The organism is Mycobacterium sp. OAS707 (genome assembly GCF_014873705.1).
GTDB lineage: Bacteria > Actinomycetota > Actinomycetes > Mycobacteriales > Mycobacteriaceae > Mycobacterium.
On sequence record NZ_JADBDS010000002.1, the window covers coordinates 166,335 to 192,478 of the forward strand.

Genomic DNA, 26,144 nt, shown 5'->3' on the forward strand with positions numbered 1-26,144 from the left:
CTTCGATATGCCACCGCATTACCTCGACGGCGAACCCCACGCACACACCGCGCGTCCGCGCCGCCAGCGGCAGCCGGGCGAACCGCTGCGCATCGGCGTCGGCGGTCCCGTCGGCTCCGGCAAGACCGCGCTCGTGGCGGCGCTGTGCAGGCAGCTGCGCGACGAGCTGTCGCTCGCGGTGTTGACCAACGACATCTACACCACCGAGGACGCCGACTTCCTGCGCCGCCACGCCGTGCTGGCCGACGAGCGGATCGCCGCGGTGCAGACGGGCGGCTGCCCGCACACCGCTATCCGCGACGACATCACCGCCAACCTCGACGCGATCGACGACTTGATCGCGCGCAATGACCGCCTCGACCTGATCCTGGTGGAATCCGGCGGCGACAACCTGACGGCCACGTTCTCCTCGGGTCTGGTCGACGTGCAGATCTTCGTCATCGACGTCGCGGGCGGCGACAAGGTGCCGCGCAAGGGCGGGCCAGGGGTCACCTTCTCGGATCTGTTGGTAGTCAACAAGACCGACCTGGCGCCGCTGGTCGGCGCCGACCTCGACGTCATGCGCCGTGACGCGGCCAAGGTCCGCGGCGAGCGGCCGACGGCTTTGATCTCGTTGACGGAAGACCCCGCCGCGAGCGCGGTGCTGGCGTGGGTGCGCGAACAGCTATGCGTTCCGACGTCCTGATCGTCGCGCAGCGCGACCGCGCGCCGCGCATCGAATGCGGGGGAGGACTCGCGGCCCGCCGCACCGAACCCGATACCGTGCACCTGGTTTCGGCGGCGGCCACCCCGCTTGGCGGCGACGCGATCCACGTCCGGGTCGTGGTGGAAGAGGGCGCGCGACTGCGGGTGCGCACGGCAGCGGCGACGATCACGCTGCCGGGATCGGCGACGCCGGAGTCGCATGCGTTCTGGACCCTCGAAGTGGCGGGCGATCTCGACCTCGACCCGCAGCCGACCGTCGTCGCAGCCACGTCGCGTCATTTCACCTCGACCCGACTCGAGCTGGCCGCATCGGGCCGGATCCGCCTGCGCGAGCGCATCCAGATCGGCAGATCCGATGAGCGGCAAGGCTTTTGGTCCAGCTCGTTACACGCCGATGTGGACGGCTGTCCGTTGTTACGGCATCGCATCGAGCTTGGTCACGGCGCAGTGGCCGACGACGCACTGGGCACGCCGATGGCATGCATCAGCGAATTCCACTATCCGGACAGCGACGTGCAGACCGAAGGGGTTGCGCTGGCGCTGGCTGGCGGGGGCTGCCTGTCGACCTGGCAGGGCGAGCGGCTCTAACTGGCCGCCTTCTCCTTGTCCTGCACGGACGCCGCTATCTCCTGCAGCTCTTCGATCCTGGTGCGCGCGTAGGCCTGCTGCTCGGTGATGGTCAGGTTGCCGCGCGCCGTCGACAGGAACGTCACGGTCCACGACAGCAGCGTGGTGATCTTGGTCTTGAATCCGACGAGGTAGACCAGGTGCAGCACCAGCCACGCGAGCCACGCGATGAAACCACCGAATTCCAGCGGACCGACCTTGGCAACCGCGGAGAACCGCGACACCGTCGCCATCGAGCCCTTGTCGAAGTATTGGAACGGTTCGCGCTGCGTCCGGTCGGCGCCCTTCAGCTCGGCCTTGATGGCCTTCGCCGCGTACTTGGCGCCCTGAATCGCGCCCTGCGCCATGCCGGGCACCCCTTCGACAGCCGCCATATCACCGACGACGAAGACATTCGGGTAGCCCGGGATAGTCAAGTCCGGCAGCACCTTGACGCGCCCGGCGCGGTCCAACTCCACCTCGGACTGCTCGGCGAGGTCGCGACCGAGCGGGCTGGCAGACACACCGGCTGACCAGACCTTCGTCGAGGACTCGATGCGGCGAATGCCGTTGGCATCCTTGACCGTGATGCCGTTGCGGTCCACATCGGTGACCATCGCGCCGAGCTGAATCTCGACACCCATCTTCTCCAGCCGGGCCTTGGCCTTGTTGCCCAGCTTCTCGCCCATCGGCGGCAGCACCGCGGGTGCGGCATCGAGCAGGATCACCCGTGCCTGCGTCGAATCGATATGGCGGAAAGCCCCTTTGAGCGTGTGGTCGGCGAGTTCGGCGATCTGCCCGGCCATCTCGACACCGGTGGGACCGGCGCCGACAACGGTGAATGTCAGCAGCTTCTCGCGCCGGGCGGGATCGCTGGAACGCTCCGCCTGTTCGAACGCGCCAAGGATGCGGCCGCGCAGTTCGAGCGCATCGTCGACGGTCTTCATCCCGGGCGCCCACTCCGCGAAGTGGTCGTTACCGAAGTAGGACTGGCCCGCCCCGGCCGCGATGATCAGCGTGTCGTAGGGCGTGACGTAGTCGTGGCCGAGCAGCTCGGACTTGACCGTCTTGTTGGCCAGGTCGATGTGCGTGACGTTGCCCAGCAGCACCTGGACGTTCTTCTGCTTGCGCAGGATGATCCGGGTGGGCGGGGCGATCTCGCCCGACGAGATGATGCCGGTGGCCACCTGGTACAGCAGCGGCTGGAACAGGTGATGCGTGGTCCTGGCGATCATCTTGATGTCGACGTCGGCGCGCTTGAGTGCCTTGGCGGCGTTCAGCCCTCCGAACCCCGAACCGATGATCACGACCTTGTGTCGATCAGTTGCAGTGGCTCCGGGATGGCTCATTTTGGGCTCCTCGACGGACTACACGTGCAGTTATACAGACACTACGGTAGCCGCCCCGCATCCCCACAAAACGGTGAGATTTGCCACCCCGCCCGGGATTACCCGAGCAGCGGCTTCAACTTCTCGGCCACCGCCGTGATGCCGCCGGGCTGGTAGCCGTTCAGGCTCGTCACCGGGCTGAGGACGACCCCGTCGACACCCGCGTCGATGACCTTGGACTGAATCTGGTCGGCCACCGACTCTGCGCTGCCCACCGCTGCACGGTCCTTGAAGTCGTCCGGTACCAGATCGGGACCGACCTTCTCATCGATGACCGCCATCACCAGCATGCTGGTTTCCAGGGTCGACGGGTCGCGGCCGATCTCCTCGCAGCGCTCCTTGACCACGGCGACTTTGCGCGGCAGCTCGCTGAACCCGGCGATGATGTTCAGGTGGTCGAAGTACTTGGCCGCCAATGGAATTGTCTTCTTCTCGCCGCTGCCGCCGATCATCAGTGGGATGTGGTCACGGAACCGCGGCTCGGCCATCGCCTCCTTGGTGCGGTAGTAGCGGCCCTCGAAGGTCGGCCGCTCGCCTTTGAGCATCGGCAGGATGATCTGCAGTGCCTCATCGAGCTTGTTGAAGCGGTCGGTGAAGGTGCCGAACTCGTATCCGAGCGAGTCGTGCTCGAGTTCGAACCACCCGGTGCCGATGCCGAGAATGGCGCGGCCCTGGCTCGCCACGTCCAGCGTGGTGATCGCCTTGGCCAGCAGCGTCGGGTTGCGGTAGGTGTTGCCGGTGACGAGCGTGCCGAGTTGGACGTTCTTGGTGACGGTAGCCAGCCCGCCGAGGGTGGTGTACGCCTCGAGCATCGGCTGATCAGGCGTGCCGAGACCGGGCAGCTGATAGAAGTGGTCCATCACGAAGACGGAGTCGAAGCCGGCCGCGTCGGCTTCTTGCGCCTGGGCGATGACGGTCGGGAAGAGCTGTTCGACGCCGGTGCCGTAGGAGAAGTTGGGGATCTGAAGTCCGAGTTTGATGGTCACGCCTTCACGCAACCACAATTAAGCGGGGCGGTCACCCCGTTTAGCTTCGGGCGAACGAGGGAATATTCAGCCGAACTGTGCCAGCGCGCCGTGACTGACGTGCAGTGTCTGGCCGGTGATGTGCCGCGCAGCAGGGGTGGTCAGGAACAACGCCAGCCGGGCGATCTCCTCGGCGACCGGAGCCGGGGTGCGGGAGAGGCCGTCGTAGCCGGGCTCGGCGTTGCGTCCGGAGGCCACCGCGTTGACGGTGATCCCGCGGGTGCCGAAGTGCGTGGCCTGGCCCGCGGTCCAATCGGAAATCGCGGCCTTCACCGCGGCCTCGGCGCTGCCCTCGCGGGGCTGCTCGGGGATGACGTTGACGATCGACCCGCCGGAACGCAGGTGATCGCCGAGGATCTGCACAGTCAGCACCGCAGACAACGCGGTCGCGTCGAGGGTGTTCCGCCACGCCGCGGCCAGGTCGGCCAGCGTGTAGGTGCGCGGATCGCCTGCGTCGAAGCGCGGCGCAGGCACGTTCACGATGGTGTCGAGGTGGTGGGGGAACTGGCTGCGCGCCTCTTCGAGGCTGGCCGGGTCGGTGTTGTCGAACACGATCGCGTCGACGTCGAGCTCCTTGGCGGCGACCTCGAGATCGTCGCGGCGGGCGCCTGCAATCACGACTCGGTGGCCCGCGTCGCGGAAGCCCTCCGCGACCGTGCGCCCAAGATCGGTATCGCCGCCGGTGACGAGCACCTCCATCACAAGGACCTCCCTGCCTTCGTTCAACGCTGAACCCCAGCGATCCTGGCTCATGTTACTGGACAGTAGCTAGGGCGTGAAATTCGACACGACAACAGTTCGGTGTACGTGTCATAGGGTCGGGATTTGTGCTGCCCCGCTGGATATACGTCCCCGCGGCGATGGGCGCGCTGTTCGTGGTCGTGCCATTGATCGCGGTCGCCGCCAAGGTCGATTGGCCGCGCTTCTGGTCGCTGATCTCCAGCGAGTCGTCGACCACGGCGCTGCTGCTCAGCCTGAAGACCGCGGCGGCCAGCACGCTGCTGTGCCTGCTGCTCGGCGTGCCGATGGCGCTGGTGCTGGCGCGCAGCAATGCCCGCGTGGTTCGGATCGCCAGGCCGCTGATCCTGTTGCCGCTAGTGCTGCCGCCGGTGGTCGGGGGGATCGCGCTGCTGTATGCGTTCGGCAGGCTCGGGCTGCTCGGCGAGTATCTCGACGCCGCGGGCATTCAGATTGCGTTCACCACGACGGCGGTGGTGCTCGCGCAGACGTTTGTCTCGCTGCCGTTCCTGGTCATCGCGTTGGAAGGTGCCGCCCGCACGGCGGGAGCCGACTACGAGCTGGTCGCCGCGACGCTCGGGGCCAAGCCGACGACGGTGTGGTGGCGGGTATCGCTGCCGCTGTTGGCGCCAGGGCTCATCTCCGGTGCAGTGCTGGCGTTTGCGCGGTCGCTGGGGGAGTTCGGTGCGACGCTGACCTTCGCCGGTTCCCGTGAGGGTGTCACTCGCACACTGCCTTTGGAGATCTATCTGCAGCGCGAGAGCGACGCCGACGCCGCGGTTGCGTTGTCCCTGCTTCTGGTCGCAGTCGCCGCGGTCGTCGTCGTCGGACTGGGCAGTCGCCGCCTGCGGGGCGCCGATGCCTGGTAGCCGACGATGACCGGGGTTGCGTTGCGGGCAGTCGTCGAAAGCCGCGGTGTGGACCTCGAATTCGACGTCGCCGCCGGCGAAGTGCTGGCCGTGCTCGGGCCGAACGGGTCGGGCAAGTCGACGGCGCTGCATGTGATCGCCGGCCTGGTGCGGCCCGACCGCGGGGAAGTGCGCGTCGGCCAGCGCGTGCTGACCGACACCGCGACCGGTGTACACGTGCCGACCCACGACCGCCGCGTCGGTCTGCTGCTGCAGGACGCGTTGTTGTTTCCCCATCTGACCGTCACCGGCAACGTCGCGTTCGCCCCCCGCAGTTCCCGTGCCGCCGCGGCACATTGGCTCGCCGAGGTCGACGCGGCCGAACTCGCCGACCGGATGCCGAGGCAGTTGTCGGGCGGACAGGCTCAGCGGGTGGCATTGGCGCGGGCGCTGGCCGCAGAACCCGACGTGTTGCTGCTCGATGAACCGCTGGCGGGCCTCGACGTCGCGGCGGCCACCGCGATGCGCAAAGTGCTGCGCCGCATGCTGGCCCGTGACGGCCGATCTGCCGTTCTGATCACCCACGACCTGCTCGACGTGCTCACCCTCGCGGATCGGGTACTCGTGCTCGGGGCCGGCCGGATTGTCGAGAGTGGTTCGGCTGCAACGATTTTGGCTACCCCGCGGAGCCGGTTCGGCGCGCGCTTCGCTGGCGTCAACCTCGTCGGCGGCACCGCGAACGCCGACGGCGTACTGACGACGCAGTGGGGGACCTCCTGGCATGGCAGCCCGGGGCCGGACCTGGGGGCCGGTGAATCGGCGGTGGCGTTGTTCAACCCTGCCGCCGTCGCCGTATACCGCGACAAGCCGCATGGCAGTCCGCGCAACACCGTCGAGGTGACGGTCGCCGAACTCGACAGTCGTGGTGCGGTGATTCGCGTACGCGCCGACGAGCAACCTGACGGCGCTCCGGGCCTGGCCGCCGACATCACCGCCGAATCGGCGGCCGAGTTACGTCTGGTGCCGGGCGATCGCGTTTACTTCTCGGTGAAGGCTCAGGAGGTCACCGTGCATCCGGGCCCGTAACGGACCGGCTGGCGGGCGCGATCAAAACGTTGCGAATCGGCCACAAAACCGGGGGCATCAGTGAGAACACACGCCCCGCGCGACGCGCGGGGGCCTCGCCATGCCAGCAATCATCTGAAATAGGTTCTCTCAGTAACTATTTGATATACAGCAATCTTTCAGCTGAGCACTTTTTGAGCAACTCGCACTTGCGTCACGGCCGTAACACGGTAGTTTCTTCCACATGCTTGAGCCGGAACACCGCAAGGGCCTCTCGAAGACACTGGCGATCGCTGCGCTGACCGGTGCCTCCGTGGTGGTGCTGTCACTGCCGTCGGTGGCCAATGCCGATCCGACGACGCCGCCTCCGCCGCCACCGCCCTCGGGCAATACGTTCCTCAACGGTCCGCCTCCGGAGGCGCCTGCGCCGCCGCCGCCCGCCGATCCCAACGCACCTCCGCCACCGCCCGCTGATCCCAATGCGCCGCCGCCGGATCCGAACGCGCCGGCGCCGGCGCCCGCTCCGCCGCCGGAGCCGGGTCGGGTCAACAACTCAGCAGGCGGCTTCAGCTATGTGGTGCCTGCGGGCTGGAAGGTGGCCGACGCCACCCAGCTGTCCTACGGGCAGGCACTGTTGAACAAGATCCCGCCGCCGGAGGCAGCCCCCGGTCCGAACGGGCAGCCGGCACAACCGCCCAGCGACACCAGCGTGCTGCTCGGCCGGCTTGACCTGAAGCTGTTCGCGGGCGCGGAGACGGACAACACGAAGGCAGCCCAGCGGCTCGCATCCGACATGGGTGAGTTCTTCATGCCGTTCCCCGGCACGCGCGTCAACCAGCAGACCGTTCCGCTCAACGCGGGCGGCATGGACGGCGTTGCGTCGTACTACGAGGTGAAGTTCACCGACGCGAACAAGCCGGTCGGCCAGATCTGGGCGGGCGTCGTCGGAGCACCGACCGCGCCCGGCACACCGCGCGGACAGCGTGCCCCTGAGCGCTGGTTCGTGGTCTGGCTCGGCACCGCCAACAATCCGGTGCCGAAGGACCAGGCCGTGACGCTGGCTCAGTCGATCCGGCCCTACACCGCGCCGCCACCGCCGCCGCCGGACCCGAACGCGCCTCCGCCACCCGCGGGCGGTACCAACACGCCTGGGCAGAATCCGAACGTCGGCGTGCCGGTCCCGGTCGACCCGAACAGTGCGCCCGGGATGATGCCTGCGGGCTAAGCGCTAGCGGCGGTCGGCTGTTACGGGCCTACCCACGGCGGTTGGCCGTTCAGATTGTTGGCGTCGACGACGAAGCAGGGCATGCTCCCGCCGAAACCCAAGACGCCGACGGTCTGGCAGCGCTGGAAGGTGCCGTCGGGTGCGATGGGTCCGTCGCATATCTCCCCGCCGCCCCACGGCGTCCATCCGCTCTGGCATCCAGCGTTGGCCGGAGCGGCCAACGCGACGCCGCTCGCTACCAACCCGCTGACCGCTAGTGCGACAAGTGCTTTCATTGTTCACCCCTTATTTCGCTGTCCCCGGCCCGTTATATCCAGGTTATGCCGTCGTGACCGATTGCGAATCGGGATTTTTCCTACGGATTCCGCGGCGTTCGACGACCTGCGGAAACAATTGACGTTCTGGCCCATTTCGGGGGTCAGCAACCTTACCCGCGGCCGGTATACCGTCTACATCATGATTTGGCACGTCATCTGGATGCTCATTCTCGGATTGATTGTCGGCGCGATCGCTCGATTCATCGTGCCCGGCAAGCACGACATGGGCTTGATCCTGACAGCGCTACTCGGGATCGTGGGCGGCTATGTCGGCGGCACGTTAGGCAGCGTTGTCTTTCCGCCGCACGAATTCACGGTCACCCCACCGATCAATCATTCCTTCCTCGGCGCCCTCGTTGGGGCAGTGATCCTGTTGCTGGTCTTCGGCTTCGTGAAGGGACGAACGTCTAAGACTTAGCCCGAGTCGCGACGGGCGCGCACCATAGGTGGATGGCCGCCCCAACCATGACCGCGTGGCGGGTTCGTCGACCGGGCCCGCTCACCACTCGCCCGCTGGATCGCGTCACTGTCGGGGTGCCTCGGCCGGGGTCGGGCGAACTCCTGGTCGCCGTGCACGCCTGCGGCGTGTGCCGCACCGATCTCCACGTGACCGAAGGCGACCTGTCGGTGCACCGCGCTGGTGTGGTCCCCGGCCACGAGGTGGTCGGTGAGGTCGCCGAAGTCGGCCCCGATGCCGGCGACGAGTTCACCGTCGGCGACCGAGTCGGCATCGCGTGGCTGCGTCACACCTGCGGGCAGTGCAAGTTCTGCATCCGCGGGCAGGAGAATCTCTGCCCAGAGTCCCGCTACACGGGCTGGGACGCCGATGGTGGATACGCCGAATTCACCACTGTCCCTGCAGCTTTCGCGCATCATCTGCCCTCGGGGTATTCCAACACCGAATTGGCTCCATTGCTGTGCGCGGGCATCATCGGCTACCGCTCACTGCAGCGAGCCGAGCTGCCTGCGGGCGGCCGGCTCGGCATCTACGGGTTCGGCGGCAGCGCCCATCTCACTGCCCAGGTGGCCATCGCGCAGGGCGCAGAGGTACATGTCATGACCCGCGGCGAGCATGCCCGCGAGTTGGCGCTGTCACTGGGTGCGGCCTCGGCGCAGGGATCCACCGACCGGCCGCCGGTGCCACTGGACTCCGCGATTCTGTTCGCGCCCGTCGGCGATCTGGTGCTGCCCGCGCTCGAGGCCCTCGACCGAGGCGGCACGCTGGCGATCGCGGGCATCTATCTCAGCGACATCCCGGCGCTGAACTACGAGCGCCACCTGTTCCAAGAGCGTCAGGTGCGATCGGTGACGTCCAACACCCGCAACGACGCCCGCGAGTTCCTCGCGTTCGCCGGTCAGCACCACATCGACGTGACCAGCCCGGAATATCCGCTCGCGCAAGCGGATACGGCACTGTCGGACCTGAGCGAGGGCCGCATCGCAGGCGCAGCGGTGCTGTTGGTCTAGAGCGCTGCCAGTGCCGCGCCGAGCCGGCCACGCAGGTCACCCTCGCCGTACCAGTAGAGCGGACCGCTGCCGTCGGAAAGCACACGGCGCAGCCGCGCCATCCCGCGTGCGCACACCGGCTGAGGAGAGTGCAGCCGCAACGTGATCGTGTCGATCAGCTCTTCGGCCGCCGCAATGTTGCGGGCGTGCAACGGAATCCGCGATGAGAAGACGGCTCCGGTGTGGGAGTCATTCACGGCCGTCCGTAGCGACCGCGCAATGGCTTCGCGTTCGGCGGTCGACGTCAACCGCGCCTGATGCGCAGCGAGCGCGCTGCCTGCCGGAGCCGGAACACCGACGGCAAGCTGATGGTCGAACGTGTCGGCACGTAACCGCGCGATCAGCCGAGCGACCAGTGACGGCCGCGACGCAGCGCTCCGCCACTCGGCGTCGCTCACGACGGAAAACAGATCGGGCGAAATCCTGTTGTTCGACATCTCCACTACCTCTTGCCTAGAAAACCGCGCTCAAACCTCGTGACTATCTAACACGCTATACCGGTCATGCATGACCAGTCAAGTTGATTTAACGGTCATGCGCGTTTAGACTGGCCGCATGACGAGAGCGCCTGGGCGCTGGACTGGCGACAACGAGGAGAGACCTGCGCCGGCCCCGCTCGATCGGATCCAGTCGCTGGTGAACACCATCGACATCGAGATCGGGCAGGACCGCCTGGCGGACCCCGACGATGCCCTGCCGTGGCTTGTCGACAACAACCTGCTGGCGCCGCGGGCCAACCTGTCGCAGGAGGACCTTGACCTCGTCCGTGCTGTGCGCGAGGCGCTACGAACAATGTTGGTACACAACGCGGGCGGGCCGCCACCGAATAAAACAGCGCTGGGCGTGTTGAGGGCCGTCGCGGACACCGGCAGCGCCCGCGCGGATCTCGGCGACGACGGTGAAATCCGCTTAGCGGCGGCCGGTGATTCGTTGCGCGAGCGACTGGTCGGCCTGCTGCTGATCATTCGCGACGCTCAGCGCGACGGCAGTTGGGCGCGGTTGAAGGCCTGCGCAAACGACGAATGCCGGTGGGCGTTCTACGACCGGGCGCGCAACCACGGCGGCACCTGGTGCGACATGGCGGCGTGTGGAAACAAGTTGAAAAACCGAGCGTTTCGCGCCAGGAGCAAGGCGCGCTAGTCAGGTCGACAGGTGCCACACCAGGGCGGCGGCCAATGCGCCCAGCCCGTTGAGCGACCAGTGCAATGCAATCGGGGCGATCAGGCTGCCGCTGCGCCTGCGCAGCCAGGTGAACACGAAACCAGCGAACGCAGTCGCCGCGACCGCAAGCACCACACCCGCGACCGTGCCGAACACGCCACCGCCGAAGATCCGGGTGAAGCCGACGTTGCTGCTGGTCAGGCCCAGCGATGTGGCGATGTGCCACAGGCCGAACAGCAACGAGCCCGCCGCCGCCACGCCGCGGAAGCCCCAGGCGCGGTTGAGTGCGCCGTGCAGAACGCCGCGAAACGCGAGTTCCTCCGGGATGACGGTCTGCAGCGGGATGATCACCATCGAGGCGATCAGCGCGCCCGACACCGTCGCGTAGTTGTTGTTCATGAACATCGGCCGGGTCCAGGGCAGCAGCATGCCGACCGCGATCACGGTCAACACCACCGCTACAGCGGCAACCGCGTAACCGGCGCCTGCCTTCCAGTGTTCGCGGCTCAGGCCGAGTTCAGCCCAGCCGAGACCACGCGAACGCACCAGGATCAGCAGGCCGACCGCGGCCGCGGGCACGGTGGCGATGCCGGCCCATGGCGTCGTGAAGTGCGCGATCACATTGGTCAGCGCCAACACCACCACGACCACGCCGATGTCGACATAGGTGCGCATGTGGTGCAACGCAGCCAACTGGCCCACGACGGGGGCCACCACCTGCTCGGACATTGCACCCGAGTATACGGGTGGCCGCTGTCACCGCTCGAAGGCAGAATCCCAGGTCCAACCCGATATCTTCGGGTCGTCCTCGCCGTGCTCGCGGGTGTAGCGCCGGGCGGCCAACCGGGCATCGAGCATCCGCTGACGGAGCACTGCGGCGCGGTTGGCGAGCCCGGGCACCCGGTCGATGACGTCGAGCACCAGATGGAACCGGTCGAGGTCGTTGAGCATCACCATGTCGAAGGGTGTCGTCGTGGTGCCGCGCTCCTTGAACCCACGCACGTGCATCTGCGCGTGGTTGGCCCGGCGATACGTCAGCCGGTGAATCAGCCACGGGTAGCCGTGGTAGGCGAAGATCACCGGCGTGTCGGTGGTGAACAACGAGTTGAACTCGTGGTCCGAAAGCCCGTGCGGGTGTTCGGAATCCGGTTGCAGCCGCATGATGTCGACGACGTTGATCACACGGACCGCCAACTCGGGCAGTTCGCGCCGCAGGATGTCGGCGGCGGCCAGCGTCTCCAGCGTCGGGATGTCGCCCGCGCATGCCAGCACCACATCCGGCTCACCGGTGGCGCTGCTGGCCCACTCCCAGATCCCGAGCCCCCGCGTGCAGTGGGCGATCGCGGCGTCCATGTCCAGGTACGTCAGCGCCGGTTGCTTGCCCGCCACGATCACGTTGACGTAGTCGCGGCTGCGCAGGCAGTGATCGGCGACCGAGAGCAACGTGTTGGCGTCCGGCGGCAGGTACACCCGTACCACTTCGGCCCGTTTGTTCGCGACGTGATCGATGAACCCGGGATCCTGGTGCGAAGCCCCGTTGTGGTCCTGACGCCAAACATGGGATGTCAGAAGATAATTCAGTGACGCGATCGGCTGCCGCCATGGCAGTTCCCGGTTGCGGGTCAGCCACTTGGCGTGCTGGTTGAGCATCGAGTCGACGATGTGCACGAACGCCTCGTAGCAGTTGAACAGTCCGTGCCTGCCGGTCAGCAGGTAGCCCTCGAGCCAGCCCTGGCACAGATGCTCAGAGAGCACCTCCATGACGCGGCCTTCGGGCCCGAGGTTCTCGTCGTCGGGCCCGGTTTCCGCCAGCCACGCCTTGTCGGTCGCCTCGAAGACCGCCGCGAGCCGGTTCGACGCGGTTTCGTCGGGCCCCATCAACCGGAACCGGTCGGGGTTGCGGGCGATCACGTCACGAAGGAACGTGCCGAGCACACGGGTGGCCTCGGCGGTTGACGCCGCGGGGTTGTCCACCGCGACGGCGTAGTCGGCGAAATCGGGCAGATCGAGATCGCGCAGCAGCAGCCCGCCGTTGGCGTGTGGATTCGCACTCATTCGGCGCTGCCCCGTCGGTGCCAGCGCCCGCAGCTCGGGCCGCAGCACGCCCTGCTCGTCGAACAGTTCTTCGGGCGCATAACTGCGCAGCCACGTCTCGAGCTGCGCCATGTGCTCGGGGTTGGTGTGCGTCTCGGACAACGGCACCTGATGCGACCGCCAGGTGTCCTCGACCTTCTTGCCGTCCACCTCCTTCGGGCCCGTCCAGCCCTTGGGGGTGCGCATGATGATCATCGGCCACAGGGGCCTGCCCGCCTCACCGTCCAGCCGCGCCGCCTGCTGGATCGCGCCGATCTGATCGAACGCCTCGTCCAACGCGGTGGCCAGCTGCTGATGCACGTTTGTCGGATCGTCCCCGGCGACCGTGATCGGCCGGTAGCCGTATCCGTAGAACAGTGATTCCAACTCCTCCTGCGGGATGCGCGCCAGCACCGTCGGGTTGGCGATCTTGTAGCCGTTGAGGTGCAGGATCGGCAGCACCGCGCCGTCGGTGACGGGATTAAGGAACTTGTTCGAATGCCAGCTCGTCGCCAGGGGACCCGTCTCGGCCTCGCCGTCGCCGATCACGCACGCCACGATCAGATCCGGGTTGTCGAAGGCGGCGCCGTAGGCGTGCACCAGCGCGTAGCCGAGCTCACCGCCCTCGTGGATCGAGCCTGGCGTCTCCGCGGCGACATGGCTGGGGATGCCACCGGGAAATGAGAACTGGCGGAACAACTTTCGCAGTCCGTCGACATCTTCCTCGATGCCCGAGTACACCTCGCTGTAGGTGCCCTCCAGATATGCGTTCGCAACCAGGCCTGGACCGCCGTGGCCTGGACCGGTGACGTAGATGACGTTGAGGTCGCGGTGCCGGATGACACGGTTCAGGTGCGCGTACACCAGGTTCAGCCCTGGCGTGGTGCCCCAGTGGCCGAGCAGCCGCGGTTTGATGTGCTCGGCGACCAATGGGTCACGCAGCAGCGGGTTGTCGAGCAGATAGATCTGGCCAACCGACAGGTAATTGGCAGCGCGCCAGTAGGCGTTGATCAGTTCGAGTTCGCGATCGGACAGCGTCGGGGAAAGGGCTTGGGCGGTCACTTGGTTCATCATCGTCTCGGCGGGTGAACAGCAGTAGGGGCCTAGTACCCGAATCGCTGAACCTCAAGCATTAGCCTGACGGTCGTGCTCGGATTCGCGGTGCCGCAGTTCGGGGAGTCAGCCGCCTTGGCCGTCGGCGAGCTCGCCCGTTACGCGTCGACAGCCGAACAACTCGGCGCCGACAGCCTCTGGGTGGGGGACAGGCTGCTGGCAGCGGTCAATCCGACCGTCGGCTACGTCGGCTCAGACACCGTGCCCGAGGAGTTTCGCACCAACCTGGATCCGTTCATCGCGCTGACGGTGGCTGCTACCGCCACCACCACGGCCCGGCTGGGCAGCAGCGTGTTCGTGGCGCCGTGGTACCCGCCGGTGCAGTTGGCCCGGCAGTTGACGAGCATCGACGTGATCAGCGGCGGCCGCCTGCTGCCCGGGTTCGGCATCGGCTGGTCACCCGAGGAGTACCAGGCCGCAGGCGCACCGTTTCGTCGCCGCGGCGCACAACTCGACGAACTCCTGGACACCCTCCATGCGCTGTGGACCGCCAATCCGGTTCGACATGACGGCGACCGGTGGGCCATCCCCGAATCATGGGTGAACCTCAAGCCGATTCAGCGTCCGCACCCGCCGATCTATCTGGGCGCGTTCACGCCCGCCGGTCTGGCCCGCATCGGCAGGCGCGCCGACGGCTGGATGGCCGGGGTGAACGTGCCGGCAAACGTGAGCCTCGACATGCTGCGCTGGCAGCGGCACACGATCGACGAGGCGGCCCGCGCCGCCGGCCGTGACCCTTCGACGATCCACACCTACGTGCGGGTCAACGTCGCCGAGGGCACACCGGTCGACACGGTCGCCGATGCCGTTGCGCTGCTGGCCGACAACGGCTATCCCGACGCGTTCGTCGACCTGCAGTACGTGGCGACCGACACCGACGCCCACTTGGCCTGGGTGGAACGGCTGCTGGCCCGGTGAGAAAAGGACTTCTCGAGGGCGTTCGGGTGCTCGACAGCGGCGGCGCGGACTCCGATGCAGTCAGCCGGCTGTTCGCCGACCTCGGCGCCGACGTGCTGAAAATCGAGCCCCCGCAAGGCAGTCCGGCGCGACAGGCGCTGCCCAGCATGGGCGGCGTGAGCATTCCGTTCGCGTTACAGAACGCCAACAAGCGCGGCGCGGTACTCGATCCAGGCGATGCCACCGATCGCGAACGGCTGATCGAGCTGGCAGGCTCGGCCGACATCGTGGTGGACGACGGGACGTTGGCCGCCTATGGCACCTCGTGTGCGGCGCTGGCCGAGCAGTTCGAGCAGCTGGTGGCAGTGTCGGTCACGGATTTCGGGGCAACAGGCCCGCACGCGTCGTGGCAGGCGACCGACGCGGTGCTGTACGCCATGTCGACCGCGCTGTCGCGCAGCGGTCCGACCTCGGGCACGCCGGTGCTGCCGCCGCTCGGAATTGCGTCGGCCACCGCAGCGGTGCAGGCCGCATGGGCCGCCCTCGCCGCCTTCTATCACCGATTGCGTTGTGGCACAGGTGAATACATCGATTTCTCCCGATACGAGGCGGTGGTGCAGTCACTCGACCCGCCGTTCGGCTCGGAGGGGCAGGCGGCTGTGGGGCTGAAGAAGTCCAACGAGCTGTGGCGTGGCAGGCCGCGCAATCAGCAGCTGTACCCGATCTTTGCGTGCCGGGACGGATATGTGCGCATCTGTCTGCTGTCACCACGGCAGTGGCGGGGCATGCGGGCGTGGCTGGGTCAGCCCGAGCAGTTCGCCGACCCGAAGTTCGACACCATCGCGGCGCGATACGCGGCATCGCGCGAGTTGAACGAGGCTCTCGCGGAATTGTGCGACGGGCAGACGATGGCCGACCTGGTTACCGAGGGGCAGCGCCGCGGGGTGCCGATCGCAGCGGTGCTCACGCCGGCGCAGGCGCTGTCGTCCGAGCATTTCCAGGCCGTCGGGGCGCTGGTCGATGTCGAACCGGGCCTTTCGGTCCCGGTTGGGCCGTTCGTCGTCGACGGCGCGCACGCCGGATACACCGACCCTGCGCCGTCGCTCGGCGCCGACCAAACAGTCTGGGCGACAGAGCGTCCCGAGCGGACCGCGGCCGGTGCCACCACTCGGCCGTTCGAGGGAATGCGGATCCTCGACCTCGGTGTGATCGTGGCGGGCGGGGAGCTTGGCCGGTTGTTCGCCGACCTCGGTGCCGAGGTCATCAAGATCGAGAGCGCCGCGTATCCCGACGGCTTGCGTCAGACCCCGCCTGGCATGGTGATGAGCAGGTCGTGGGCGTTGACCCATCGCAATGAATACAGCCTCGGCCTGGATCTGCGGCATCCCTCGGGTGGCGCATTGTTCGAGAGGTTGGTCGCAGGCGCCGACGCGGTGTTCGCCAACTTCAAGCCGGGAACGCTTGCGTCGCTTGGTTTTTCCTACCAGCGGCTGCGTGAGCTCAACCCGCGCATCGTGCTAGCGGAGAGCAGCGCGTTCGGGGCCACCGGCCCGTGGAGCGAGCGGATGGGCTACGGCCCGCTTGTGCGGGCCACCACCGGCGTGACCTGGCTGTGGACCTCGAAGGACGCACCGCTCGGCAGCTTCTACGATGCGACCACGATCTTCCCCGATCACGTGTCGGCCAGGCTCACCGCGGTCGCGGCATTGGCCGCGCTGATCGGCCGCGACCACACCGGATCCGGCGCGCACGTACATATTTCACAGGCCGAGGCCGCGGTGAACCAACTGGCCACCTCCTATGTCGCCGACGAGGCCCGCGCCGCGGGCCAACCGATCGTCGACGATCCCGCGGTGCATGTGGTTTGCCCGTGCGAAGGCGACGACGAGTGGTGCGTGATCTCGCTGCGTGACGATTCCGACCGCGCAGCGCTGTCGGCGGTCACCGGCGGGCTGGAACCCGCTGACTGGACGCGGACCCGCGACAAGACGGACGTCGCGCATTCACTGCAACGCGCGGGGGTGCCGGCCGCCCCGATGTACCGGGCCGTCGATGTGCTGGCCGACCCACAGCTGACGCATCGAAACATGTTCAGCGACATGGCTCATCCGCTGTTCGACGCGCCGATGCCGACCGAGACCGGACCCGCGCCCTATATCCACATCCCACCCGCCGAACTGCGCCCCGCCCCGATGCCGGGCGAGCACACGATCGAAATCTGCCAGAAGCTGCTGTCCCTCGACGCGGACGAGACCGATCGACTGCTCGCCGACGGAGTTTTGTTCACTCACCAGGAGAGACCAAACTAGACCCATGCCCATCGACCCAAGGACGCCGGTACTCATCGGCTATGGCCAGGTCAACCAGCATGACGACCACCCAGGCGTCGAGCCCGTCGACCTGATGGTGGCGGCCGCTCGCGCCGCGGCCGACCCCCGGGTGCTCGAGGCAGTCGACTCGATCCGTGTCGTCAACGTGCTGTCCTGGCGCTACCGCGATCCTGGGCTGCTGTTGGCCCAGCGGCTGCGCGCCAAGGACGCCGCGACCCGCTACACCGGGGTCGGCGGCAACGTCCCGCAGACGCTGGTCAACCAGGCGTGCCTGGACATCCAGGCGGGCCGCGCCGATGCGGTGCTGATCGCGGGCGCCGAAACCTGGCGCACCCGAACGAGACTGCGCGCCAGCGGCGCCAAGCCGGAATGGACCAGCCAGGACGAGTCCGTTCCGATGGCCGAGCGTCTCGACGAAGACATGCAGATGGCCGGGCCCGCCGAGCTTCGGATCAAGCTGGACCGACCGGCCTACGTCTATCCGATGTTCGAGCAGGCCCTGCGGATCGCGGCGGGGGAGTCAGCCGATGAGCATCTGCGGCGCATCGGCGCGCTGTGGTCACAGTTCAGCGGGGTCGCGGCCAAGAATCCGCACGCGTGGAGCCGGGAGCCGCTGGCACCACACCAGATCTGGCAGCCAAGCCCGCGCAATCGGATGATCAGCTGGCCCTACACCAAGCTGATGAACTCCAACAACATGGTCGACCAGGGCGCGGTGCTCGTGCTCACCTCAGCCGAGAAGGCGACCTACCTGCAAATTCCTTCCGAGCGTTGGGTTTTCCCGTACGCGGGCACCGATTCGCACGACACGTATGCCATCAGCGAACGGGCCGAGTTCCACCGCTCACCCGCAATCAGGATCGCCGGGCAACGGGCCATGCAGCTGGCAGGCGTCGGCGTAGACGACCTCGACCTGATCGACGTGTACTCGTGTTTCCCCTCTGCGGTGCAGGTGGCCGCCGACGAGCTCGGGCTACCGCTCGGCGACCCCGGCAGGCCGTTGACCGTCACCGGCGGCCTGACGTTCGCGGGCGGCCCGTGGAACAACTACGTCACCCACTCGATCGCCACCATGGCCGAGCGCTTGGTCGCCAACCCCGGCCAGCGCGGACTCGTCACCGCCAACGGCGGATATCTGACCAAGCACAGCTTCGGCATATACGGCACGCAGCCGCCGCGCCACGAATTCCGTTGGGAAGACGTGCAATCCGAGGTCGACCGCGAACCGACGCGCGATGGACTGGTCGAATGGGCAGGCGTCGGCACGGTCGAGGCGTGGACCACCCCGTTCAGCCGCACCGGCACCGCAGAGAAGGCCTTCCTTGCCGTGCGCACACCCGAGGATGCCCGGGTGCTCGCGGTGATCGCAGAGCCTTCGGAGGCCGAAGCGACCATCCGCGACGACATCGCGAGTGCCAAGGTGCAGGTCAATGCCGACGGCACCGCGAGCCTGATCTAGACCAGATCGGCCAGCAAGCCTTCCACGCGCTGTTTCACCACCACGTCGGTGTGTGGGCCGACGATCGCGTGCACGCGGTCGGCCTCGACGGCCTCGATCGCGGCCTGGGCCACGATCGCGGGGCTGATCGCTCCTGCGGGCATTCCGCTGCCGTCGCCCGGTGTCGCGGCGGCGTCCGGAGGCACCAGTCGGGCCGAGTTGGCGCCCAGCGGTGTGTCGACGAGGCCGGGGCACAGCACGGTTGCGCCCAAAAGGCTTGACACCGAGCGTAGTTCGGCGTTCAGCGTCTCGGTCAGTCCGACCACCGCGTGCATGGTCGCGGCGTAAGGCGCGAGCATCGGCAGCGCCATCAACCCGCCCGCCGAGGCGGTGTTGAGGAAATGCCCTGACCCCTGTGCGATGAACAGTGGTGCGAACGTACGGATCCCGTTGACGACGCCCATCAGCTTGACGTCGACGAGCCAGCGCCACGTCCCCGGTCGCTGTTCCCATGTCGGTGCCTGTTCGCAGACCACCCCGGCGTTGTTGCAGACGAGGTCGACGCGGCCGAACCGTTCGACCGTCGCATCGGCGAGGGCGTCCAGGTCGGCGTCTACGCTGACGTCTGCCCGCACCCCGGCGGCATGACCTGGCGAACCGGCCAGCGCGTCGACCGCGACGGGAATTGCGTCCTCACGGATGTCGGCGATCATCACGTTCACACCGCGAGCCACCAGCGCTTGCGCAATCGCAAACCCGATGCCGCTGGTTCCGCCGGTCACCACCGCGGTCTGTCCCGCCTCGATTTTCACGGCGCTCCTTCTGGCACGTCGGTGTATTGCGGTGTGAATCCGTCGGCGGAGAAGGTGAATCCCTTGCCGCTCAATTCACTCAGGCAGGACACGCCGGATTCCTGCACATTGCAGCGGAATCCGGCGGCGGCAAGAATTCTGTTGAACGGCAACGCCTTTGCCGGTCCGGACTCCAACGTGAATTCCGGTTGATCCAGTGTGACGAACTGCGGTTCGCCTTGTTCGTCGACGACGATCGCGTTCGTCGAGTCCGGCTCGCCCTCGACCCCAAGGCCGGATTGCCAGCTGCTCGACGCCTGGCAACCTGCCTTGATGCGAGTCAGGATCGCGCAGCGCCACTTACCGCTTGGCGTGGTGAAGTAGTAGCCGGTGATGTCGCCTGCCTGCCCGACGTAGTCGAACGCGTTGACGAGGTGTGCGTTGCTCGGCGCCGGCGACGACGCGACGGGCGCGGCGGCAGTCGGCTCACCCGACGTCTCGGAGGTGTTGACCACGGTCGCACCGGAACAACCGGCGAGCATACCGACCGCGGACAACGCGGCCATGATGTGGCGGATCAAGCGTCTCCCAACGGTTCACGGGACCGGATCAGCGACTTGATGTCGTCAAGCCCTTCCCAGATGTTCACATTCATTCCTGCCACCACCCGGTCGTCGCCGTCGAGCCAGAACGCGGTGAACTCGCGCTTGGACAGGTCGCCACGGAAGACGACCCTTTCATAGCGCGGCGCGTGGCCGACGTACTCCATGCCGAGGTCGTACTGATCGGTGAAGAAGTAGGGGAGTTCGTCGTAGGACACCTGCTTGCCGAGCATGCCCGCGACGGCGATCGCGGGCTGCTTGAGCGCGTTGGCCCAATGCTCGGTGCGGATGCGGGTGCCGAACAGCGGATGCTCGGCGGCGGCGATGTCGCCGACCGCGAAGATGTCGGGATCGCTGGTGCGCAGCGACGGATCGACGAGTACGCCGCCGTCGGCGACGGCCAGGCCGGCTTGCTCGGCAAGCCCCGTGTTGGGCGCCGCGCCGACCGCGACCAGCACAGTGTCGGCGTCGACGGTGGAGCCGTCGCCGAGCGCGAGCCCGGTCGCCTTGCCACCGGTGGTGGTGATCTCCGAAACCGAGGCGCCGAGGCGGAGGTCGACGCCGTGTTCGCGGTGCAGGTCGGCGAAGACCTCGCCGACTTCGCGGCCGAGGGCGGCCATCAGCGGCAACTCGGCCATCTCGACGACGGTGACGTTGACGCCGCGGTCGCGGGCGCCCGCGGCGACCTCGAGGCCGATCCAGCCGCCGCCGACGACGGCAAGCGAAGAACCTTCGACCAGTGCGGAATTCAGCGCGTCGGCGTCGTCAAGCGTGCGCAGGTAGTGGACACCGTCGGCGTCGGCGCCGGGGATCGGCGGCCTGCGGGGTTGCGAACCGGTGGCGAGCAGGAGCTTGTCGTAGCGCACGGTAGCGCCGTCGGGAAGGGAGACGGTATGGCCGGCCGGGTCGATCGCGGTGACTTCGGTGCCCAGCTGCAGTTCGATGTGGTGATCGCGATACCAGGCCGAGGAAGCCGGCGTGAAGTCTGAGACTTGTTTCTTGCCTGCCAGGTATTCCTTGGACAGCGGCGGACGCTCATAGGGCAGGTGCTCTTCGGCGGCGAACAACACCACGTGACCGTCGAAGTCGTTGTCGCGCAATGCTTCTGCTGCCTTGGCGCCGGCGAGGCCACCGCCGACGATGGCGAATGTGGACGACGTTGTCATGTCATCCGACCCTACTCGCAGGCCGGTTCAGCCGACACGTGCCGCGAGCAGTTCCTTGAGGGTGCGTGAGTTGCGGATCGCGTGGCCGCCGAGGTCGTTGTTGAAGTAGACGAGCACCCGCCGACCCTCCGAATGCCATTCGGATAGCCGGTCGGCCCACTGCCGCAGCTCGTCGTCGGGGTACGAACCGGAATACATCGAATCCTGCGGCGGTCCGTGCATCCGGACGTACACCAGCGAGCTTGTCGCGCGGGGGACACACCGCAGCCCCGCGCCGCTCATCACCACATATGCGGCGTCGTGACGTTCCAGCAGCGCATAGACGGCCGGATCGTCCCAAGATGGATGCCGCAACTCCATTGCGACGGGAATCCAGTCAGGCATCGCGCTCAAGAAATGATCGAGTCGCTCGTCGTTGCGTTCCATCCCGGGATGCAGTTGAACCAGCAGCGCTTCGCGCCGATCACCGAGCGCGGTCCAGCACCGCTCGAATCGCTCGACCCACGGTTCGGGTGTGCCCAGCCGCCGGTAGTGCGTCAGCCCGCGATGGGCCTTGACCGACATCGTGAAGCCGGCGGGCAGTCGCTCCCGCCAACCGGAAAAGGTGGCGTCTTTCGGCCACCGGTAGAAGCTGGCGTTGAGTTCGACGGTGTCGTACTCCTCGACATAGCGGGCCAGCCTCTTGGCCACCGGCAGGCCTGGCCGATACAGCACATCTGCCCAGTGGTCATAGGACCAGCCGGAGGTGCCGATGCGGATCTCGTTACTTCGGCGGGAGGCTTTTCGCGTAGTCGACACCGCGGCTCACCCAGCCCGCAAGCTGGCGTTTCGTCTTGACACCGTCGATGGATACCCGAATCCAGCCCCGAGTCTCACGCCCCGCCATGATCATCGGTTCGACGTGGTCGCGGGCCACCAGCTTTTCCGTCTCGTCCGGAGGAACGCGCACCATCAGCCCGCCGCGGCCGCTGGCGGCCACCGACATGTTGCCGTTGATCAGGAACGCCAGTCCACCGAACATCCGCTTTTCCTCGACGCCGCGTTCGGCGGCGATGAGCTCACGGATCCGGTAGGCCAGGTCTTCGTCATAGGCCATGAAAGGACGTTAGCGCTCGGCCCCGACATTCGGCGTCCAGCCCAACTTCGGCCCCAGCTTCTCCGCCATATCCGTCACGATCTGGACATAGTCGTCCTCGTCGAACGTGAACGGCAGCGCGAACGCCACCTCGTTGGCACGTTGGAAGCCGGCGTGGTTGTACAGCGTCTCGGCAAGTTCGTCGGACGTGCCGACGTAATCGGGGGAGAACATCATGCCGCGCGGGCCCTGCGGTGACTTTGTGCGTTCGAAGCGGGACGCAGCGTACGCGCGGTACTTCTCGATCTGCGCCGGCGAAGCCGAGTCGGTCGGAATCACGACAAGGCCGTGTGACACGCGTCCCTCTGGATGATGCGCCAGGAACGCATCGATGTGCTCACCCTGAATGGTCGCGAAATCGCGGGACTCGGCGCCTTCGATGCTGACCACCGAACTGGTCATGTAGTTGATGCGCTGCTGGCCGGCCCAGATCGCGGACGACAGCCCGCCGCCGTACCAGACCCGCGAAGCCAGGCCGGATGAATGTGGCTGCACGTTGCGGGTGAAATCTTCGATGCCGACCTTGCCCTCGAAGTCGCTCACGGGGTCGCCGCGAAGACACGCCAGCAGCCGCAGCACCCGATCCTTCGAAAAGTTCTCCAGCGCATGGGTTTCCGGGTAGAGACTGGTCTTGTAGTGGTCGTAGAGCATGGGCGTGCCAACCGAGACGCCGGGATTGATCCGGCCACCCGACAGGACGTCGACCGTCGCGAGGTCCTCGGCCAGCCGCAGCGGATTCTCCAGACCGAGCGGGATCACCGCCGTGCCCAATTCGATCCGGCTGGTGCGTTGAGTCGCTGCCGCCATGATCGCGACCGGCGACGAGATGCCCGGTTGCAGGTGCCGACACCGCAGCCAGACGCTGTCGAAACCGAGCGCTTCAGCGCGCTCGATCATCGACAGCGTCAGCTCGTGCCCGGGTCCTGGATCGGCCGCATCGAAACGGCCGATCGTCAGGAATCCGAGCTTGCGCAACGGCTTTCCGGGTGCTGGCATCAGGCGGCCACGGTAGCCGGACTGTCCGCAGGCTCAAGCGCCTGCGCGACGATGTCGGCGACGTCGGTCATCGGCTTGACGTCCAGCGACTCGAGGACATCGGCCGGGACCCCTCCATGTTCGGGGTCGAGGTCGGCCTCGTTGCGTTGTGGGATGAAAACCGTTGACAGCCCTGCCCGTTGCGCGGCAAGCAGCTTCTGCTTCACACCACCGATCGGCAGCACGCGGCCGTTCAACGTCACCTCGCCGGTCATGCCGACATCCGAACGCACCTGACGCCCGGTGGCCATCGACACCAGCGCGGTCACCATCGTCACGCCTGCCGACGGCCCGTCCTTGGGCACCGCACCCGCAGGCACGTGCACGTGGATCCGGCGGTCCAGCGCCTTGGGGTCGACGCCCAACTGTGCGGCGTGACTGCGGACGTAGGACAGCGCGATCTGCGCCGACTCCTTCATCACGTCGCCCAGTTGACCGGTCAACTGCAGCCCCGGTTCTCCATCGGTGGCGCCGGCCTCGATGTAGAGCACATCGCCGCCGAGGCCCGTCACCGCCAGACCCGTCGCCACACCCGGCACCGCCGTGCGTTCCTCCGATTCCGGCATGAAGCGCGGACGGCCAAGGTAGCCAACGAGATCCGGCTCATCGATGACGAGGTTGGTCGATCCCTCTGATGCCAGTTTTGTGGTTGCCTTGCGCAGCGCCTTGGCCAGCAACCGCTCGAACTGTCGAACCCCTGGCTCGCGGGTGTAGTCGGCCGCGATCTTGCGCAGCGCATCCTCGGTCACGGTGACCTCGTCGTCAGTCAGCGCGGCCCGCTCCCGCTGCCGGGGCAGCAGGAAGTCGCGCGCGATCGCGACCTTGTCGTCGGCGGTGTAGCCGTCGATCTGGATCAGCTCCATCCGGTCCAGCAGGGCCGACGGGATGTTCTCGATCACGTTGGCCGTCGCGAGGAACACGACATCGGACAGGTCCAGGTCCAGCTCCAGGTAGTGGTCGCGGAACGTGTGGTTCTGCGCAGGGTCCAGCACCTCGAGCAGCGCCGCCGACGGGTCGCCCCGGTAGTCGGAGCCGACCTTGTCGATCTCGTCAAGCAGCACAACAGGATTCATCGACCCCGCCTCGCCGATCGCACGCACGATGCGACCGGGCAGCGCGCCGACGTAGGTCCGCCGGTGGCCACGGATCTCGGCCTCGTCGCGAACACCACCAAGGGCCACGCGAACGAACTTGCGGCCCAACGCTCTTGCGACGCTCTCACCAAGCGACGTCTTGCCGACGCCCGGCGGACCGGCCAGCACCATCACGGCGCCGGAGCCGCGGCCGCCGACGACCGCCATGCCGCGCTGTGCGCGACGGGCCCGCACGGCCAGGTATTCGACGATGCGATCCTTGACGTCCTCCAGCCCGTGGTGGTCGGCGTCGAGAATCTCGCGCGCCGACTTCAAGTCGGTCGAGTCCTCGGTGCGCGTGTTCCAGGGCAGGTCCAGCACGGTGTCCAGCCAGGTGCGGATCCAACCGCCCTCCGGACTCTGCTCGCTGGATCGCTCCAGCTTGCCCACCTCGCGCAGCGCGGCTTCGCGAACCTTCTCGGGCAGATCGGCTGCCTCGACGCGGCTCCGGTAGTCATCAGAAGATCCGGCCCCGTCTTCCGATTCCCCGAGTTCCTTGCGGATGGCCGCCAACTGCTGACGCAGCAGGAACTCCTTCTGCGTCTTCTCCATGCCTTCGCGGACGTCTTCGGCGATCTTGTCGTTGACCTCGACCTCGGCCAGGTGGTCGCTGTTCCACTCGATCAGCGCCCGCAACCGCTCGGCCACGTCGGGTGTCTCGAGCAGTTGGCGCTTCTGCACCTGCGTCAGGTACGACGCGTAGCCGGCCGTGTCCGCCAGCGCCGACGGGTCGGTCAGCTGGTTGACGAAGTCGACGATCTGCCACGCCTCCCGCCGCTGCAGGTAGGCCAGCAGCAGCTTCTTGTATTCGGCGGCCAGTGCACGGGTCTCGTCGGTCGCGGCGGGCTCGGTGACTTCGGTCACCTCGACCCACAGGGCAGGCCCCGGACCGTTGGCGCCAGCTCCGATCTGGGCGCGGCTGTTGCCGCGCACCACCGCTGCGATGCCCCCGGCGACCCGGCCGACCTGCACGATCGATGCCAGCACGCCATAGGACGGGTATCGGTCCTCGAGACGCGGGGCGATCAGCAGCTCGCCGGACTCGCTGGCCCGGGCGGCATCGACAGCGGCACGTGCCGCGTCATCGAGCTCGATCGGCACGACCATGCCGGGCAGCACGATCGAGTCGCTCAAGAACAAGACAGGCACGGATTTGGCTTCAGCCATAGCTCCTCCAAAGTTCAGTCAGATCGACTCAACCCTGGACGGCGCTCCTTTGTTCCCATCGCGCGTGCGCGCGGCCCCCGATCGCGAATGTGGCCGCCATCAGCACGCCGATCGTCGCCCAGGAGACGATCGAGGTCACACCGTTCGCGACGTCGACGGACACCCGGGCGATGATCACCAGCCGCGCCGCGACCTCGATGAGCAGCCCGACGCCCCACATCGCGGACAGCAGAATGTGGACGCGACGGCGATAGGCCTGCGCGCCCGGTTCGTCCGTGCCTTCGTCGTCAGCCGGCCGGAACCGTTCGGCCACCACCTGCGTCAGGGGAGTCCCGATCACGCAGCTGCCGAGAAAGATCAGCCCGCTGATCCCGTTGACCGCCGTGTTGCCAGAGAGGATGAGCTTCGGATCGGTGGTGGCCAGCGCCACGGCCAGGCTCAGCCCGAAGGTGAGCACCAGATAGCCGGCGAACGGATCCAGGCGCCGCGCCTTGACCGCGTCGTAGGTGACCTTCAGCCCGGACAGGATCGTGGCCGTCAGCAGTGCGACGTACTCGGATGCCCCTGCAGCACGCAGGCCGTAGTAGCCGATCAGCGGCGGGGCGATATCGAGCGCAATGCCGAGAAACATCGCGCGCCGCCGGGATTCAGTCATCGAGGCCACATTACTGAGATCGGAA

General features: G+C 67.1%; 26 protein-coding genes. 11 read left to right on the forward strand and 15 right to left on the reverse strand.

What is annotated here, in order from left to right; genetic code table 11:
* Positions 1–7 precede the first annotated feature (7 nt).
* Positions 8–685, forward strand: a complete 678-nt coding sequence (gene ureG, locus GGC64_RS11540; protein WP_192722659.1) for an urease accessory protein UreG — start codon at positions 8–10, stop codon at positions 683–685.
* Positions 667–1,293 (forward strand): urease accessory protein UreD, encoded by a 627-nt coding sequence (locus GGC64_RS11545; RefSeq protein ID WP_192722660.1) that lies wholly within the window; start codon positions 667–669, stop codon positions 1,291–1,293. Before ureG ends, GGC64_RS11545 begins: the two co-directional genes overlap by 19 nt.
* On the opposite strand, the gene GGC64_RS11550 is transcribed toward GGC64_RS11545, so the two are convergent.
* From GGC64_RS11550 to GGC64_RS11560, 3 genes are all read right to left on the reverse strand, one after another.
* Positions 1,290–2,660, reverse strand: coding sequence for an NAD(P)/FAD-dependent oxidoreductase (locus GGC64_RS11550; RefSeq protein WP_192722661.1), 1,371 nt, complete (start codon positions 2,658–2,660; stop codon positions 1,290–1,292). The genes GGC64_RS11545 and GGC64_RS11550 overlap by 4 nt on opposite strands.
* Before the next feature lie 98 nt (positions 2,661–2,758).
* The gene (locus tag GGC64_RS11555) at positions 2,759–3,685 is read right to left on the reverse strand and encodes an LLM class F420-dependent oxidoreductase (protein WP_192722662.1); all 927 of its coding nucleotides are present in this window, start codon (positions 3,683–3,685) and stop codon (positions 2,759–2,761) included.
* A gap of 66 nt (positions 3,686–3,751) precedes the next feature.
* Positions 3,752–4,423: an SDR family oxidoreductase gene (locus GGC64_RS11560; RefSeq protein WP_192723841.1), complete on the reverse strand. Its 672-nt coding sequence runs from the start codon at positions 4,421–4,423 to the stop codon at positions 3,752–3,754.
* A gap of 161 nt (positions 4,424–4,584) precedes the next feature.
* Here GGC64_RS11560 and GGC64_RS11565 point away from each other — a divergent pair, with 161 nt between their 5' ends.
* The 3 genes from GGC64_RS11565 to GGC64_RS11575 all read left to right on the forward strand — a co-directional run bounded on the left by GGC64_RS11565 (position 4,585) and on the right by GGC64_RS11575 (position 7,600).
* Complete coding sequence (locus tag GGC64_RS11565; protein ID WP_192723842.1) at positions 4,585–5,331, forward strand: ABC transporter permease; 747 nt, start codon at positions 4,585–4,587, stop codon at positions 5,329–5,331.
* Between the two features lie 6 nt (positions 5,332–5,337).
* Complete coding sequence (locus GGC64_RS11570; protein WP_192722663.1) at positions 5,338–6,396, forward strand: sulfate/molybdate ABC transporter ATP-binding protein; 1,059 nt, start codon at positions 5,338–5,340, stop codon at positions 6,394–6,396.
* 223 nt (positions 6,397–6,619) lie between these two features.
* A complete protein-coding gene (locus tag GGC64_RS11575; RefSeq protein WP_192722664.1) occupies positions 6,620–7,600 on the forward strand; it encodes an alanine and proline-rich secreted protein Apa in 981 nt (326 codons plus the stop codon).
* A gap of 20 nt (positions 7,601–7,620) precedes the next feature.
* Here the strand turns inward: GGC64_RS11575 and GGC64_RS11580 are convergent, their stop codons facing one another.
* On the reverse strand, positions 7,621–7,875 hold the full coding sequence (locus GGC64_RS11580) for a hypothetical protein (protein WP_192722665.1): 255 nt from the start codon (positions 7,873–7,875) through the stop codon (positions 7,621–7,623).
* Between the two features lie 181 nt (positions 7,876–8,056).
* Here GGC64_RS11580 and GGC64_RS11585 point away from each other — a divergent pair, with 181 nt between their 5' ends.
* Both GGC64_RS11585 and GGC64_RS11590 read left to right on the forward strand, forming a co-directional pair.
* Positions 8,057–8,335, forward strand: coding sequence for a GlsB/YeaQ/YmgE family stress response membrane protein (locus GGC64_RS11585; protein ID WP_192722666.1), 279 nt, complete (start codon positions 8,057–8,059; stop codon positions 8,333–8,335).
* 32 nt (positions 8,336–8,367) lie between these two features.
* Positions 8,368–9,384 carry a zinc-binding alcohol dehydrogenase family protein gene (locus tag GGC64_RS11590; RefSeq protein ID WP_192722667.1) on the forward strand — a complete coding sequence of 339 codons (1,017 nt, stop codon included), beginning with the start codon at positions 8,368–8,370 and terminating at the stop codon, positions 9,382–9,384.
* Here GGC64_RS11590 and GGC64_RS11595 read toward each other — a convergent pair.
* Entirely contained in the window at positions 9,381–9,860 is a 480-nt protein-coding gene (locus GGC64_RS11595; protein ID WP_192722668.1) for a hypothetical protein, read from the reverse strand. The genes GGC64_RS11590 and GGC64_RS11595 overlap by 4 nt on opposite strands.
* Positions 9,861–9,978: 118 nt before the next feature.
* Here GGC64_RS11595 and GGC64_RS11600 point away from each other — a divergent pair, with 118 nt between their 5' ends.
* Positions 9,979–10,563 (forward strand): CGNR zinc finger domain-containing protein, encoded by a 585-nt coding sequence (locus GGC64_RS11600; protein WP_192722669.1) that lies wholly within the window; start codon positions 9,979–9,981, stop codon positions 10,561–10,563.
* Here GGC64_RS11600 and GGC64_RS11605 read toward each other — a convergent pair whose 3' ends face one another.
* Both GGC64_RS11605 and GGC64_RS11610 read right to left on the reverse strand, forming a co-directional pair.
* Positions 10,564–11,313 (reverse strand): CPBP family intramembrane glutamic endopeptidase, encoded by a 750-nt coding sequence (locus GGC64_RS11605; RefSeq protein WP_192722670.1) that lies wholly within the window; start codon positions 11,311–11,313, stop codon positions 10,564–10,566.
* A 27-nt stretch (positions 11,314–11,340) separates the two neighbouring features.
* Positions 11,341–13,728, reverse strand: a complete 2,388-nt coding sequence (locus GGC64_RS11610) for a phosphoketolase (RefSeq protein ID WP_192722671.1) — start codon at positions 13,726–13,728, stop codon at positions 11,341–11,343.
* 75 nt (positions 13,729–13,803) lie between these two features.
* Here GGC64_RS11610 and GGC64_RS11615 point away from each other — a divergent pair, with 75 nt between their 5' ends.
* The 3 genes from GGC64_RS11615 to GGC64_RS11625 are packed head-to-tail and all read left to right on the forward strand — an operon-like array spanning position 13,804 to position 18,456.
* A complete protein-coding gene (locus GGC64_RS11615; protein ID WP_192722672.1) occupies positions 13,804–14,688 on the forward strand; it encodes a TIGR03619 family F420-dependent LLM class oxidoreductase in 885 nt (294 codons plus the stop codon).
* The gene (locus GGC64_RS11620; protein WP_192722673.1) at positions 14,685–16,976 is read left to right on the forward strand and encodes a CoA transferase; all 2,292 of its coding nucleotides are present in this window, start codon (positions 14,685–14,687) and stop codon (positions 16,974–16,976) included. Before GGC64_RS11615 ends, GGC64_RS11620 begins: the two co-directional genes overlap by 4 nt.
* A 4-nt stretch (positions 16,977–16,980) precedes the next feature.
* Positions 16,981–18,456 carry an acetyl-CoA acetyltransferase gene (locus GGC64_RS11625; protein WP_192722674.1) on the forward strand — a complete coding sequence of 492 codons (1,476 nt, stop codon included), beginning with the start codon at positions 16,981–16,983 and terminating at the stop codon, positions 18,454–18,456.
* Here the strand turns inward: GGC64_RS11625 and GGC64_RS11630 are convergent.
* From GGC64_RS11630 to GGC64_RS11665, 8 genes are read right to left on the reverse strand one after another with little or no spacing between them, the layout of a single operon-like run.
* Positions 18,453–19,247, reverse strand: coding sequence for an SDR family NAD(P)-dependent oxidoreductase (locus tag GGC64_RS11630; RefSeq protein ID WP_192722675.1), 795 nt, complete (start codon positions 19,245–19,247; stop codon positions 18,453–18,455). The two genes, GGC64_RS11625 and GGC64_RS11630, sit on opposite strands and share 4 nt — an antisense overlap.
* Positions 19,244–19,792 carry a hypothetical protein gene (locus GGC64_RS11635; protein WP_192722676.1) on the reverse strand — a complete coding sequence of 183 codons (549 nt, stop codon included), beginning with the start codon at positions 19,790–19,792 and terminating at the stop codon, positions 19,244–19,246. The genes GGC64_RS11630 and GGC64_RS11635 overlap by 4 nt, the downstream gene beginning before the upstream one ends.
* 11 nt (positions 19,793–19,803) lie before the next feature.
* Complete coding sequence (locus tag GGC64_RS11640; protein ID WP_192722677.1) at positions 19,804–20,994, reverse strand: NAD(P)/FAD-dependent oxidoreductase; 1,191 nt, start codon at positions 20,992–20,994, stop codon at positions 19,804–19,806.
* Between the two features lie 27 nt (positions 20,995–21,021).
* Positions 21,022–21,792, reverse strand: a complete 771-nt coding sequence (locus GGC64_RS11645; RefSeq protein ID WP_192722678.1) for a DUF72 domain-containing protein — start codon at positions 21,790–21,792, stop codon at positions 21,022–21,024.
* Positions 21,758–22,090 (reverse strand): TfoX/Sxy family protein, encoded by a 333-nt coding sequence (locus tag GGC64_RS11650; RefSeq protein ID WP_192722679.1) that lies wholly within the window; start codon positions 22,088–22,090, stop codon positions 21,758–21,760. The genes GGC64_RS11645 and GGC64_RS11650 overlap by 35 nt, the downstream gene beginning before the upstream one ends.
* 9 nt (positions 22,091–22,099) lie before the next feature.
* A complete protein-coding gene (locus GGC64_RS11655) occupies positions 22,100–23,125 on the reverse strand; it encodes an LLM class flavin-dependent oxidoreductase (protein ID WP_192722680.1) in 1,026 nt (341 codons plus the stop codon).
* A complete protein-coding gene (gene lon, locus GGC64_RS11660) occupies positions 23,125–25,464 on the reverse strand; it encodes an endopeptidase La (protein WP_192722681.1) in 2,340 nt (779 codons plus the stop codon). The genes GGC64_RS11655 and lon overlap by 1 nt, the downstream gene beginning before the upstream one ends.
* Before the next feature lie 28 nt (positions 25,465–25,492).
* Entirely contained in the window at positions 25,493–26,119 is a 627-nt protein-coding gene (locus GGC64_RS11665; RefSeq protein ID WP_225951705.1) for a VC0807 family protein, read from the reverse strand.
* Positions 26,120–26,144: the final 25 nt, after the last annotated feature.

Excerpts from the sequence above, each read along its gene's own strand:
- GGC64_RS11625 (WP_192722674.1), top strand. The coding sequence starts at position 16,981 with ATGCCCATCGACCCAAGGACGCCGGTACTCATCGGCTATGGCCAGGTC.
- GGC64_RS11655 (WP_192722680.1), bottom strand. The coding sequence starts at position 23,125 with ATGCCAGCACCCGGAAAGCCGTTGCGCAAGCTCGGATTCCTGACGATC.
- ureG (WP_192722659.1), top strand. The coding sequence starts at position 8 with ATGCCACCGCATTACCTCGACGGCGAACCCCACGCACACACCGCGCGT.
- GGC64_RS11585 (WP_192722666.1), top strand. The coding sequence starts at position 8,057 with ATGATTTGGCACGTCATCTGGATGCTCATTCTCGGATTGATTGTCGGC.
- GGC64_RS11560 (WP_192723841.1), bottom strand. The coding sequence starts at position 4,423 with ATGGAGGTGCTCGTCACCGGCGGCGATACCGATCTTGGGCGCACGGTC.
- GGC64_RS11570 (WP_192722663.1), top strand. The coding sequence starts at position 5,338 with ATGACCGGGGTTGCGTTGCGGGCAGTCGTCGAAAGCCGCGGTGTGGAC.
- GGC64_RS11565 (WP_192723842.1), top strand. The coding sequence starts at position 4,585 with ATGGGCGCGCTGTTCGTGGTCGTGCCATTGATCGCGGTCGCCGCCAAG.
- GGC64_RS11595 (WP_192722668.1), bottom strand. The coding sequence starts at position 9,860 with ATGTCGAACAACAGGATTTCGCCCGATCTGTTTTCCGTCGTGAGCGAC.
- GGC64_RS11640 (WP_192722677.1), bottom strand. The coding sequence starts at position 20,994 with ATGACAACGTCGTCCACATTCGCCATCGTCGGCGGTGGCCTCGCCGGC.
- GGC64_RS11550 (WP_192722661.1), bottom strand. The coding sequence starts at position 2,660 with ATGAGCCATCCCGGAGCCACTGCAACTGATCGACACAAGGTCGTGATC.
- GGC64_RS11635 (WP_192722676.1), bottom strand. The coding sequence starts at position 19,792 with ATGGCCGCGTTGTCCGCGGTCGGTATGCTCGCCGGTTGTTCCGGTGCG.
- GGC64_RS11665 (WP_225951705.1), bottom strand. The coding sequence starts at position 26,119 with ATGACTGAATCCCGGCGGCGCGCGATGTTTCTCGGCATTGCGCTCGAT.
- lon (WP_192722681.1), bottom strand. The coding sequence starts at position 25,464 with ATGGCTGAAGCCAAATCCGTGCCTGTCTTGTTCTTGAGCGACTCGATC.
- GGC64_RS11600 (WP_192722669.1), top strand. The coding sequence starts at position 9,979 with ATGACGAGAGCGCCTGGGCGCTGGACTGGCGACAACGAGGAGAGACCT.
- GGC64_RS11545 (WP_192722660.1), top strand. The coding sequence starts at position 667 with ATGCGTTCCGACGTCCTGATCGTCGCGCAGCGCGACCGCGCGCCGCGC.
- GGC64_RS11610 (WP_192722671.1), bottom strand. The coding sequence starts at position 13,728 with ATGAACCAAGTGACCGCCCAAGCCCTTTCCCCGACGCTGTCCGATCGC.
- GGC64_RS11575 (WP_192722664.1), top strand. The coding sequence starts at position 6,620 with ATGCTTGAGCCGGAACACCGCAAGGGCCTCTCGAAGACACTGGCGATC.
- GGC64_RS11605 (WP_192722670.1), bottom strand. The coding sequence starts at position 11,313 with ATGTCCGAGCAGGTGGTGGCCCCCGTCGTGGGCCAGTTGGCTGCGTTG.
- GGC64_RS11590 (WP_192722667.1), top strand. The coding sequence starts at position 8,368 with ATGGCCGCCCCAACCATGACCGCGTGGCGGGTTCGTCGACCGGGCCCG.
- GGC64_RS11580 (WP_192722665.1), bottom strand. The coding sequence starts at position 7,875 with ATGAAAGCACTTGTCGCACTAGCGGTCAGCGGGTTGGTAGCGAGCGGC.
- GGC64_RS11650 (WP_192722679.1), bottom strand. The coding sequence starts at position 22,090 with ATGGCCTATGACGAAGACCTGGCCTACCGGATCCGTGAGCTCATCGCC.